The organism is Arthrobacter alpinus (assembly GCF_001294625.1).
Taxonomy (GTDB): Bacteria; Actinomycetota; Actinomycetes; order Actinomycetales; family Micrococcaceae; genus Specibacter; species Specibacter alpinus_A.
Genome location: NZ_CP012677.1, coordinates 1,718,350 through 1,730,232, shown reverse-complemented (window position 1 = coordinate 1,730,232; position 11,883 = coordinate 1,718,350). Strand labels below are relative to the sequence as shown.

The window sequence follows — 11,883 nt, the reverse complement described above, 5'->3', positions numbered from 1 at the left end:
CACGCGTGTAGTCAGCCACCGCGGCTGAGCATGTCCTCGAGGAGCTGTTGCGCCCGGAGCTTGCCGGGCCTGTGTACGGTGTTAGCCAGGGCGCTACGGATGCGGCCCAGCGGGCAGTACAGTTCTGGGCGGACCGCCATGGCCCGGAGTACCGCCGTGGCGGTTTCAGGCCGCTCATGGATGGCCACGTCAACAGCCGTCCGGACCGCACTGGTGAGCAGCGCACCCCCTTGGCGTTCGACGTCGTACGCCTCCAGCCGGACCTCATGCAGCACACAGCCACTGTGGGACGGCAGGGCAGTGCTGCGGTGAGCGCTGTTGATCGCCAGGGAAATCAGTGCCGGCGCAGGTGCGCAACCATACACCCATGCAGCTGAAAGGCGGGTCAGTGCCGCACGATCGGCAAGGGCCGCCGGGATCTGGTGGGCCAGCGCAGCGGCGCGAAGTGAAGTGGATTCAGCCTCCGCCACGGGGCGAAACGCCAGCCCATACACGCTGACCAAAACCCCGTCCAGGGCCATGGCGGACAACTCGGCCACGGTGAACTCGCACCCAGGAGTCAAAATTGGTGTTGCCACCGGCGGAATACTCATGCCTCCACCTTGCCCCCAACGGAAGCCACAAAAAAGGCCCCCGGGCGCGGATTGTGGACAACCCGCGCCCGGAGGCTTTATGTGAGCAAAAGATTTCTAGCTGAAGTCTTCCGCAGCCTTGCGAATCTGTTCCAGCCACAGCTCGCGGGCTGCCAACGCCTCACTGGCCTTGGCGACCTTGCGGGCATCTCCGGCCTTTTCAGCCTTCGCCAGATCCTCCTTCAAGGAAGCGATCGTGGCCTCCAACTGGCTCAAGGCGCTGCTGGTGCGTGCCTTGGCCTCAGGATCGCTGCGGCGCCAGTTGTCCTCATCGGCGGCTTTGAGAGCATCCTCAACCTTACGGAATGCTGCCTCAATACGCGCCATGTCCGCCCGGGGTACCTTCCCGGCGCCCTCCCAGCGGTCACGGATCGACTGCAAGTTCTTCTTGGCGGAGGCAAGGTCCTTGATGGGCAGCAGGGCCTGGGCCTCGGTGAGCAGCACTTCCTTGACGACTAGGTTGGCGCCAAACTCCTCATCGATGGCGTCATTGGCGCCTTGGCGGGCCTGGAAGAACTTGTCCTGGGCCGCACGGAAACGGTTCCACAACGCGTCGTCATCCTTTCGACTGGCGCGAGGTGACGCCTTCCACTGGTCCATGAGGCGCCGGTACTCGCCTGCGGCAAAACCCCAGTCGGTAGAGGTCGCCAGCTCTTCAGCGGCGGCAATCAACGCCTCCTTGGCGTTCTTTGCCTCGGCGTTGTTGTTATCCAGCTGTGAGAAGTAGGCGCGGCGGTGGCGGTCAAAAATGGTGCGGGCGCTGCGGAAGCGCTTCCACAGCTGCTCCTCGGTGGCCCTACCCAACCGCATGCCGGTCTTCTGCGCATGCTTCCAGGCTTCAAAGAGTTCGTTCATGCGGGCGCTGCTGACTTTCCACAAGATGGTGGCGGGGTCCTCGCCGGCCACGGCCTCGGCTTCAGCGACAATCGCCTCACGGGCTGCCAGCTCAACCGCACGTGCCGCCTCATGGCTTGCCCGTTCCTGGGCCTGCAGAGCCTTGACACCCACCTCGAGGGCGTCCACACGTGCCAGTGCGCCCTTGACGTCACCCACCGAGACCCGCTCGCCGAGCTGCTCACGCAGGTGCGCGAGAGTCTTGGGCATGTCAGCGGTGGCGGCCTTGGCCTCAACCCGCTGCTCCAGCAAGGTGATGGCCGCCGTGATGTCCTCGAACTTGCGGGCAAAGTACGCCAGAGCGTCGTCCTTGCTGGCGCCAGGGAACTGGCCAACCGGGAATTCCTGCCCATCAAGGAGCAAGAAGACGTGACCGTCGTCGTCAGCGCGGCCAAATTTGGCGGCCTCTTCCAAGTTCACTGCCGGGACCGGCGCCGCAACCGGCGCCGGTGCCGGTGTTGCTGCGGGGGCGCCCGGAGCCTTGGGGCGTGCAGCAAACGTGGCCGGTGAGGGGGAGCGGGCCGGGGCTGACGGCGTGGCCGGGGCCTGCGGCGTCGTCTCTTCCACCTCGATCACAGGAGCGTGTACCTTTGCAACATCCTGTCCAAGGTCAGTGATGGTGGACGTTGTTTCGTCGGATTCTTGACTGTGTGTCACCGCTAAAAGTCTTTCGCTGGAGGGAAATCTGTCAGGTCAATAAACAATTCGATGTGGCCACGGTCATCGCTGTGCTTGCCCTGCATGCAGGTGCACGCGGGGAAAGTACGGCCAAGATATTTAGTTCAGCGTAAACGAGTCTATCGTCACCGGTGTCTTGGGTGCACCGTCGGTTGCGCTGTTTGCCCCTGGAACGATGCCGGCGTCGGCAATTGCTGTGACAACGTCAAGGCCGCTGGTGAGCTTTCCAACGATCGTGTAGCCGCCGGTGTCCTGGGGCAAGATGGTGTCCTTGAACGTGATAAAGAACTGGGTGCCATTGCTGTAGGTGGATTGGCCGCGGGCCACGGCGATGGTTCCTGCAGGGTATTTGCCGTCGGCCGGGGAGTTCTCCACTGGGCCCCACTGGTAGCTGGGGTCGCCGTTGCCATCCCCGTTCAGGGAACCGCACTGCAGCACTCCAAAGTTTTCGGAGTCGGCCAACCTGTGACAGTCCTTGCCGGCGAAGAAGTTCTCATCTGCTAAGGATTTGAAGACGGCTGACGCCTGCGCGGCGGTGGTGCCGTCGAGGCTGACACCCAGCTGCTGCCCGTTCAGGGTCAACGTGCCGGTGAAGGTCTTGCCCGCGGCGGTGTCGGCGTTGGGGACGGTGGGGCTGTTCGTCTCAACAGCGGTGGGGCTGGCGGAAGTCGAGGGGCTTTCCGAGGGGATATCGCCCGCGACGTCATTCTTGGGGCCGGTGAAGACGGTCAGTGCCAGAACGCAGGCAACTCCCACGGCGACCACGATCGCGCCGGCAGCAATCACATTGTCACGCTTGCGCCGGGTAATCTGCGTTTGGTGCAGTTCCTGGTTGGCCTGCATGCGTGCCCTGCGTGCCTTTGCCTCGCGGTCGTCCTTTTTGCTGTTAACCAACGGCCAGCTCTCCATCGTTTCTTCAAGGGTGGGGGCCCGCGCAACCGTGTTCGGTGCAGGAGCTAGTTAGGGGCAGCCGGGGAAACCTTATAAAATGGCAGCCGGATGTCAGTTTACCCATGTATTAATTTTAGAGCGTATTTGTTTTACCGATGCGTCCCTGACAGCCTGAAGAGCAGATCATGACTTTATTTATGCGCATCTGGCCGAGGTGTGAGGCCAAGGCCCGTGTCCCCTCGTGCACACGGCCCAGGTGCACCAATGTTTTAGGAGAGCCCACCCATGGCACGCAACGCCTCCCTGTCAGGTTTCACCGAGTGGCTCCCTTCGGAGCGGCTGGTAGAGCAGCACGTCCTGGACACCCTGCGCCGGACCTTTGAATTGCACGGCTTCAGTTCAATCGAGACACGCGCCGTGGAAACCGTTGGCCACCTGCTGCGCAAGGGTGAGATCGACAAGGAAGTTTATGCGCTGTCCCGGCTACAGGACGACGACGGCAACGCGGCAGCTGCCGGGGGCAAGGAGGACCCCAACCAGTTGGCCCTGCACTTTGACCTGACGGTGCCCTTTGCCCGCTACGTGGTGGAAAATGCCGGCTACCTGTCCTTCCCGTTCCGCCGCTATCAGATCCAGAAAGTCTGGCGCGGCGAGCGGCCCCAGGAGGGACGTTACCGCGAGTTCACCCAGGCTGACATCGATGTGGTGGCCGACGGCGAACTTCCCTTCCGCTTCGACGTGGAACTTGCGCTGGTGATCGCTGAGGCGCTCTCCGCCCTGCCGATCCCCGCGTTCAAACTGCGCATCAACAACAGGAAACTGGCCGAAGGCTTCTACCGCGGCATTGGGCTCAGCGACACGGCAGGGGTGCTGCGCAGCATCGACAAGCTGGAAAAGATCGGGGCGGACGCTGTGGCGACCTTGCTGAAGAATGAGCTGGGTGCCACAGGCGAGCAGGCCGCCCAGGCTTTGGCACTGGCCTCCATCCGCACCGAGGACACCTCCTTTGTGGCTGCTGTGCGCGCGTTGGGCGTCACTAACGAGCTCATGGAAGAGGGCCTGAACGAACTTCAGCAGGTTGTCGCGGCCGCGGTGAAGAGCGCCCCTGGCTCCGTCGTGGCGGACCTGTCGATCGCCCGTGGCCTGGACTACTACACCGGCACCGTCTATGAGACGGTGCTGGTGGGGCACGAGGCCCTGGGTTCCATCTGCTCCGGCGGGCGCTACGACGCCCTCGCCACCAAGGGCAACCGCACGTTCCCCGGCGTCGGCCTTTCCATCGGCGTTACCCGCCTGGTGGCCCGGATCCTCAGCCAGGAATTCGCCAAGGCCTCCCGCAGCGTCCCCACGGCTGTCCTTGTCACCCTGGCCGATGAGGACAGCTGGTCGGACGCACAGGTTGTGGCCGCAGCGCTACGCGCACGCGGCATCTCCACCGAGGTCGCCGCCAAGGCCGACAAGTTCGGCAAACAGATCAAGTACGCGGACAAGCGCGGCATCCCCTACGTCTGGTTCACGGACGAGTCCGGCGCCCATCAGGTCAAGGACATCCGCTCCGGCGAGCAGGTGGCGGCCGATCCGGTCACCTGGATGCCGCCCGTCGAGGACCTGACTGCGCAAATCCTCGTCGCCTAGCCGGACCTTCCTGGCAGGGACGGCCACCTCGAGCAGCGCCGGAGCGAATCACCGGTAAACTTCTAGACAAACTCATTTTTGCGGCCCGGATCGGGCCGTTCATCACCATTGAAAGGAATGCTGTGCTGCGCACACATGACCTGGGCTCCCTGCGGGCCGAGCATATCGGAGAAACTGTCACTCTCTCGGGGTGGGTTGCCCGCCGTCGCGACCATGGCGGCGTGGCTTTCCTTGACCTGCGTGACGCCTCGGGTGTCTCGCAGATCGTGGTGCGTGAAGAGGACGTGTTCCATTCGCTGCGCAACGAGTACGTGCTGCAAATCACCGGCGTCGTCTCCCGCCGCCCCGACGGCAACGATAACCCGGCCCTGGACACGGGTGAGATCGAAGTCATCGCCGATACCGTCGTTGTCCTTAACGAAGCAGCCCCGCTGCCATTCCAGGTGGACGAGCATGTGGAGGTCGGTGAGGAAGCCCGCCTCAAGCACCGCTACCTGGACCTGCGCCGTCCGGGCATGCAGCGCAACCTGCGCCTGCGTTCCGAGGCCAACCGGGTGGCCCGGAACCTGCTGCACGAGCAGGGCTACACCGAAATCGAGACCCCGACACTGACACGCTCCACCCCTGAGGGTGCCCGCGACTTCGTCGTGCCGGCGCGCCTGGCTCCGGGTTCCTGGTACGCGCTGCCGCAGTCCCCGCAGCTGTTCAAGCAGCTCCTGCAGGTCGGTGGCTTCGAGAAGTACTACCAGATCGCCCGCTGCTACCGCGACGAGGACTTCCGTGCGGACCGCCAGCCGGAGTTCACCCAGCTCGACATTGAGGCAAGCTTCGTTGACCAGGATGACATCATCGCCCTGGGTGAAAAGATCGTTTCCGCCCTGTGGAAGCTGATCGACGTCGAAATCCCGCTGCCGATTGCGCGCATGACCTACCGCGACGCCATGGCCCGCTACGGCTCAGACAAGCCTGACCTGCGCTTCGGCCAGGAACTGACGGAGATGACGGAGTTCTTTAAGGACACCGGATTTGGTGTGTTCAAGGCGCCTTACGTGGGCGCCGTGGTCATGCCCGGCGGTGCCTCACAGCCCCGCCGCCAGCTGGACGCCTGGCAGGAATGGGCCAAGCAGCGCGGCGCCAAGGGCTTGGCCTACGTCCTGTACAAGGAGGACGGCGAGCTGACCGGCCCGGTTGCCAAGAACCTGACGGACACCGAGCGTGCCGGCCTGGCCGACGCCGTGGGGGCCAAGCCCGGTGACTGCATCTTCTTCGCCGCCGGCGAGGTTTCCCCCTCACGCGCCCTGCTAGGTGCCGCCCGTGTTGAGATCGGCCACCGCACCGGCCTGATTAACCCAGCCGATTGGGCCTTCGTCTGGATTGTAGACGCCCCCATGTTTGAGCCCGCCGCCGCCGCCGTTGCTTCCGGTGACGTGGCTGTTGGCGCCGGTAAATGGACGGCAGTGCACCACGCGTTTACTTCGCCCAAGCCCGAGTTCATGGACACCTTCGACACCGACCCCGAGTCCGCGCTGGCATTTGCCTACGACATCGTGTGCAACGGCAACGAAATCGGTGGCGGTTCCATCCGTATCCACCGCAACGACGTACAAAAGCGTGTCTTTGAGGTCATGGGCCTGAGCAGCGACGAGGCGGAAGAGAAGTTCGGCTTCCTGCTCGAAGGCTTCAAGTTCGGCGCCCCGCCGCATGGCGGCATCGCCATCGGCTGGGACCGTGCCGTGTCCTTGCTGGCGGGTGTGGATTCAATTCGCGACGTCATCGCGTTCCCGAAGTCCGGCGGCGGCTACGACCCCCTGACGCAGGCTCCAGCACCCATTACGGCGCAGCAGCGCAAGGAAGCCGGCGTGGACTTCAAGCCCGAGGACAAGCCGGAAGCCAAGCCCGGAGCCAAGTAAAACCCGCTCGAACGCCGGTCTGCCTTCAAAAGGACCGGCGTTTGTGCTTTAAGCCCCCGGCATGCGGGTGCCCCACATTCTTCAATACCGTCTCGTTCCGCGGTGACCACCGCCGTAGAATGTTGCGCATGAGCAACTGCGCTGGCACCGTCCTGGACACTCTTGAAAGCCTCATGGACCTGGCCTGGCCAGCCCTGGAAAGCTCGACGGCGAACGGGTGGAAGTTGCGCTCGGCGGGATCGGTGACGCAGAGGGCCAATTCGGTGTGGCCGTTCGCCTCCCCGGAGGACTTGCCCGGGGCCTTGGTGCAGGCCGTGCGCTGGTACGCCGACCGTCGCCAACCAGTCATCTTCCAGCTCACGCACCGCCCCGAGAATGCGGCACTGGAGAGCGTCCTGGACGGGCTGCACTATACGCGCCAGTCAGAGACCATCATCATGACGGCGGGAACAGGTCCAGGGGACGCGGCCCCTTATGGGTATGGGGTGCCCGGGTACCGGATCGTCCTGGGCCGCACGCCGTCGCAGGAGTGGCTAAAGCTGTGGTGGAGCGTTGACGGGCGGGGAGGCGCCCCGGAAAGGGCCACCGCCTGCAACATCATGCTGGGGGCGCCGTCGATCTACGCCTCCGTCATGGACGCGCAGGGCCGCACTGTTGGCACCGGCAGACTGGCGCTGCCAAGCCTCGTGGGCGGGCCCGGATGGGGCGGTATCTACAGCATGGCGGTGCACCCGACCGTTCGGCGCCTGGGTATCGCGGCGGCGGTCGCGGACGCGTTGATGGTCGCCGGATCGGAGGCTGGGGTGAGTCAGCATTGGCTCATGGTGACCGCCGCGAACACCGGGGCCAGGGAACTCTACGGGCGGGCAGGGTTCACGGAAGCTGGCCGTTATCATTACCGTCAGGCCCCGCTGCACCGCGCCCCCAATGCTTGCTGAACGCGCTCCCGGTTGCGGTGACAAGCGCCACAAGGCGGTCGCTCTCCTCCCTCTCCAGGGGGCTGTTCAGCAGAGCCTGGGCCACCCTTCGTCGATGACTGGTCAGCACGCGGGCCAGACGCCCCCCGCTATCCACCCAAGCCAGCTCACCAAGCATGCTGATGGTTCGTTCTGCCGACCGAGGGTCATCCATGGCGTAGCGCAGCAACTGCCGTATGGTGAGCTCCAGCATGTCTTCAAGCCGTGGACGCTTGAGGATCACCCGGACCGTTCCGTCGTCGTCCAGCAAGGGAGAGAACCCGGTGCGACGGCCTGCAAGTCCACACAGCAGTGCCGAAACGTGTCCGATGGCATGCACGGCCGTAGTGGCATCGTTGATGCCCGGGGACAGGGCCCTGCAGGCAATGTCCAATAGCTGCTGCAAACCAAGCGTGGCATCTTGCACCGAGGTGCGTTCAAACCCGATGTCAACGTTGTCGGCCACCACCCGGTTGAGCGATAAAAATGCCTCCTCCTCAAGACGGCCGCCACCCGAGTCGGCAGCGCTGGCGAAAGGTACTCCACGGACCAGCGAGTCGCCCGGCGCCGCCGCAAACACGACAAGTGCACCCGCCTGCGCTGCCGCGGCACAGATTGCGGCACTGTTCACCGTGAGCAGGAAACCGGAGGCGCAACTTTCAATGGGCCTGAATTCGGGCCCGGACCCCAGGGAATCCGCTGCAACCGATGAATTCTGCGTTCCTGTGTCGGGAAAGATGCTCTCCAACGTTGATTCGGTCTCATCAAAAACCGTCTTGAGCATGCTCTCCACTCGTATTTGCCTGGCCAGATGGGAGAGGAAACCCACCAGCGCCAACACGCTGGCCACCGAGAGCAGGAACGCCACGGTGGTGGAGATCTTGGGGACGAATCCGTCGTCTACGGTGGTGGAACTGCGGATACTGCGCATGACCGTCAGCGCAAACGCAAAGGTGGATAAAAACAGGGCGAGCGTGCGGTGCACAATCCTGTCACTGGTGAAGGTGCGTAACAGTCGGGGCGAAAACTGGCTGCTGGCTAGCTGAAGTGTCACCACCGTCAGGGAGAAGGTCAATGCGGTGACGGTCACCATGGCCCCGGCAATGGTCTGCAGCAGGTTGCTTGCCGCGGCCGGACCGCCGCCGAAAATCCAGGCGGAGACCGTGGGGCCAACCTTGTCCTGTACCTCCTGGTCGAGATACGGCAGTATCTGCCCGGCCACAATGGCCACAATGACTGCTGCCACGGGTGTGGGCCACAATTGTGAACGCAGTGAATCGCGCAGGCTGGCAATCCGGGTGTCGCCGCTTGCCCGCGGAGTCACTGCTCGGTCTGCCCCGTGGCCCCAGGCACTGGCCGCTCAGCGGCCCCAGATCTGGCCCCAGATCCGGGCTGAGACCGGGCTCGGACGGCCTGGCGTCGGCGTTGCCTGCGCAGTTGCAGGATCCGCACTGCTCCGGCGATTGCAACCAGAATCCCGCCGGCCACTGCGGCAATGAACAATGCCATGCCAATGGAAAGTGCGCCAGCCATGCCAAAGAAGTGCACCTCCACACGATCTTGATTCTGCAGGATGAAGATGATCAGCAGCACCAGGATCACCAGCCCGGCGATGACGCCCACCCACACCATGCCAGCCCGGGTCACATCAGTGTTCGCTGACCGCCCATCGGGTAATGGCGTGGAATGCCGATTAGCCTTGACCTGCGCCTGGTCTTTGACCTGCTCTTGGTCGCTGGCGGGCCCGGTGGAATCGGCCGGCATCTCGGGTGGAAGCGGCGTTGGGTCGTGGGACATATTTCCAACCTCTCAATCTTCAAGCACCCATCCCTGAGGGTGACGTTTGTCATACCTTACCTCTGTGGTGCTTCGCTGCTGCACAGCTGCTGGCCGGTCACGGGATCCTGGAGGCGTGTGGGCTGCTACCGGCCATCGGTGACACGGATGCGAACGGAGCAAAAATCCGCGGTGGCCCGTATCAGGACATCCATCCTAGGGTCCGTGACCGGAAGTGGTTCCAGGCGGGCAAGGCCGGCGTACCGGCGCAGGGCAGGAACCGCCAAGGCGGACTCCACCAGCTGCTTGTCACCGCCGGTCGCGAGGTATTCAAAGTTCTCCCCGGAGAAGGCACCAGCGGCTTGCGCTGCCACGCGCTCGACCATGGCTGCGCCCTGGTCCCCTCCACGGGACCGTGCCGAGGCGGTACCCACCTTGTGCGCCAATAGCTTTCCGCCCACCGAAACGCCCACCGCGTATCCTCCCCGGCGCACCAGCACGATTCCCAGGCGGCGCTCCTGCGACGCCAGTGAAATCAGCCGTCCCACAAGTGAGATACCCCTGCCTGGCCGGCCCTCGTCGGGCCATGGTGGGCTCAGGAGCGCGGTGGCGCCGTCGCACATTTCCAGCAACACGCCGTCGTCCGTGTCAGTGGTGTCAGCCACACCCTGGTGGGCGGCGGCGAATCGCTCCATCCAGCCGGTGAGGCGAGAGGCAGGGACACGGAGGGTGCGGGTGGAGGGGTTCACGCTGCCAGCCTAGCGGGCGGAGGATGCCAGAAGGGGCGATAGCCTAGGAGGGTGAGTGACCTTTTTAGTGCCTTTGACGGCGACGACGACGCCGAGGACGGCGCAACTCTCTCCTTTGGTGATTCGACGGCTGAGGGTTCGCGCCCGCGCAGCCCCCTCGCCGTTCGAATGCGCCCGCGCACCCTGGCGGAAGTGGTGGGACAGCAGCATCTGCTGGGGCCCGGCTCGCCCCTGCAGATGCTCGCCGCCGGCGGTAATGCCGGCGGCCCGGCCGGGCCTGCTTCAGTGATGCTCTGGGGCCCGCCCGGCACGGGGAAAACCACGCTCGCCCATGTGATTGCGCGCGGGCCGGGCCGGAAGTTCGTGGAACTCTCCGCCATCACCGCCGGTGTGAAGGACGTTCGACGGGTCATGGACCAGGCGCTGACGGACAGGGACCTGCACGGGCGCACCACAGTGCTGTTCCTGGATGAGATCCACCGCTTCAACAAGGCCCAGCAAGACGCGCTGCTGCCCGGGGTGGAGAACCGTTGGGTGGTATTGATTGCGGCAACCACCGAAAACCCGTCCTTCTCCGTTGTCTCCCCGCTGCTTTCACGTTCCATCCTGCTCACGCTCAAACCTCTGACAAGTGAGGACATCCAGGGGCTGCTGCTGAGGGCCCTTGATGACACGCGAGGGCTGGACGGGGTGGTGGCCCTGACCGACGAGGCCCTTGACCACCTGGTCCGGCTGGCCAGCGGCGATGCCCGCCGTGCCCTGACAACCCTCGAGGCTGCAGCCGGCGTGGCCCTCTCCGAAGATGCCGCCGCCGGGCCGCACGACGGCGGTGCCCCGGTACTGGTGGACTTGGCCATCGCCGAACGCGCCATCGACGCGGCCGCCGTCCGGTACGACAGGGCTGGGGACCAGCATTACGACATCATCAGTGCCTTCATCAAGTCTGTCCGCGGCTCCGACGTCGACGCCGCTCTGCACTACTTGGCCAGGATGCTGGAAGCGGGGGAGGACCCCCGCTTCATCAGCCGCCGCATCATGATCTCCGCCGCCGAGGACGTGGGTATGGCCGACCCAACCGCGCTGCAGACCGCCGTTGCCGCAGCGCAGGCCGTGGCGCTGATCGGGATGCCCGAGGCGCGGATCATCTTGGCCGAGGCCGTTGTGCACGTGGCCACGGCGCCGAAGTCCAACGCCGCCTACAACGGTATCAATGCCGCCATTGCCGACGTCCGGGCAGGCAAGGGAACCATGGTCCCGGCACCCCTGCGGGACGCGCATTACGCGGGATCGGCCGGGCTGGGGCACGGCAAGGGCTACATTTACTCCCACGATTCGCCCCACTCCATCGCCACCCAGCAGTATCCACCAGATGACCTGGTGGGCAAGAACTATTACGTGCCCACCGTCAACGGCGTGGAACGGGACCTAGGTGTTCGGGTGGAGCGGCTGCGCTCGATCATCCGCGGCACCGGTCCGGTGAAATAGCGGCCGATCCCTCGGCAGTGGCGGGGCAGTAGGCGCCGAGCACGGTGGTTTCCTGCGTGGCTATGCGGGCATACCGTCGAAGACGGGTCCAACCCGCGAAACGCCGCAGAAGATACACCGTTCTCAGCGGGTTACCCCCGTTTTCGGCGAACCCGTGCAGCTTGCCCCCGTTCTCGGCGTCCTGGCACGACGCCGGTACGCGTCGGCGCGTCGGCGCGTCGCCGCGGTGACCGGCGCCCGGGTGGGGTGAAGTTGGTGGCCGGGACGCGCCGTCGAA

General features: G+C 64.7%; 10 protein-coding genes. 4 read left to right on the top strand and 6 right to left on the bottom strand.

The window, feature by feature from the left end; genetic code table 11:
• Positions 1–11 precede the first annotated feature (11 nt).
• The 3 genes from AOC05_RS07660 to AOC05_RS07650 all read right to left on the bottom strand — a co-directional run bounded on the left by AOC05_RS07660 (position 12) and on the right by AOC05_RS07650 (position 3,098).
• Positions 12–593 (bottom strand): hypothetical protein, encoded by a 582-nt coding sequence (locus tag AOC05_RS07660; RefSeq protein WP_062006724.1) that lies wholly within the window; start codon positions 591–593, stop codon positions 12–14.
• 96 nt (positions 594–689) lie between these two features.
• Complete coding sequence (locus AOC05_RS07655) at positions 690–2,183, bottom strand: DUF349 domain-containing protein (RefSeq protein ID WP_062006723.1); 1,494 nt, start codon at positions 2,181–2,183, stop codon at positions 690–692.
• A 120-nt stretch (positions 2,184–2,303) separates the two neighbouring features.
• Complete coding sequence (locus AOC05_RS07650; protein WP_395939478.1) at positions 2,304–3,098, bottom strand: peptidylprolyl isomerase; 795 nt, start codon at positions 3,096–3,098, stop codon at positions 2,304–2,306.
• Positions 3,099–3,380: 282 nt separating this feature from the next.
• Between AOC05_RS07650 and hisS the strand changes: the two genes are divergently transcribed.
• The 3 genes from hisS (at position 3,381) to AOC05_RS07635 (ending at position 7,578) form a co-directional block, all read left to right on the top strand.
• The gene (hisS, locus tag AOC05_RS07645) at positions 3,381–4,730 is read left to right on the top strand and encodes a histidine--tRNA ligase (protein WP_062006721.1); all 1,350 of its coding nucleotides are present in this window, start codon (positions 3,381–3,383) and stop codon (positions 4,728–4,730) included.
• Between the two features lie 122 nt (positions 4,731–4,852).
• Entirely contained in the window at positions 4,853–6,640 is a 1,788-nt protein-coding gene (gene aspS, locus AOC05_RS07640; RefSeq protein ID WP_082357835.1) for an aspartate--tRNA ligase, read from the top strand.
• Between the two features lie 128 nt (positions 6,641–6,768).
• Positions 6,769–7,578: a GNAT family N-acetyltransferase gene (locus tag AOC05_RS07635; RefSeq protein WP_062006719.1), complete on the top strand. Its 810-nt coding sequence runs from the start codon at positions 6,769–6,771 to the stop codon at positions 7,576–7,578.
• On the opposite strand, the gene AOC05_RS07630 is transcribed toward AOC05_RS07635, so the two are convergent.
• The 3 genes from AOC05_RS07630 to AOC05_RS07620 all read right to left on the bottom strand — a co-directional run bounded on the left by AOC05_RS07630 (position 7,514) and on the right by AOC05_RS07620 (position 10,121).
• Positions 7,514–8,920: a DUF2254 domain-containing protein gene (locus tag AOC05_RS07630; protein ID WP_062006718.1), complete on the bottom strand. Its 1,407-nt coding sequence runs from the start codon at positions 8,918–8,920 to the stop codon at positions 7,514–7,516. The two genes, AOC05_RS07635 and AOC05_RS07630, sit on opposite strands and share 65 nt — an antisense overlap.
• Positions 8,917–9,393, bottom strand: coding sequence for a lipopolysaccharide assembly protein LapA domain-containing protein (locus AOC05_RS18820; protein ID WP_082357834.1), 477 nt, complete (start codon positions 9,391–9,393; stop codon positions 8,917–8,919). The genes AOC05_RS07630 and AOC05_RS18820 overlap by 4 nt, the downstream gene beginning before the upstream one ends.
• Before the next feature lie 125 nt (positions 9,394–9,518).
• Complete coding sequence (locus AOC05_RS07620; RefSeq protein ID WP_062006717.1) at positions 9,519–10,121, bottom strand: acVLRF1 family peptidyl-tRNA hydrolase; 603 nt, start codon at positions 10,119–10,121, stop codon at positions 9,519–9,521.
• 51 nt (positions 10,122–10,172) lie between these two features.
• On the opposite strand from AOC05_RS07620, the gene AOC05_RS07615 reads away from it, so the two are divergent.
• The gene (locus tag AOC05_RS07615; protein ID WP_062006716.1) at positions 10,173–11,606 is read left to right on the top strand and encodes a replication-associated recombination protein A; all 1,434 of its coding nucleotides are present in this window, start codon (positions 10,173–10,175) and stop codon (positions 11,604–11,606) included.
• Positions 11,607–11,883 lie beyond the last annotated feature (277 nt).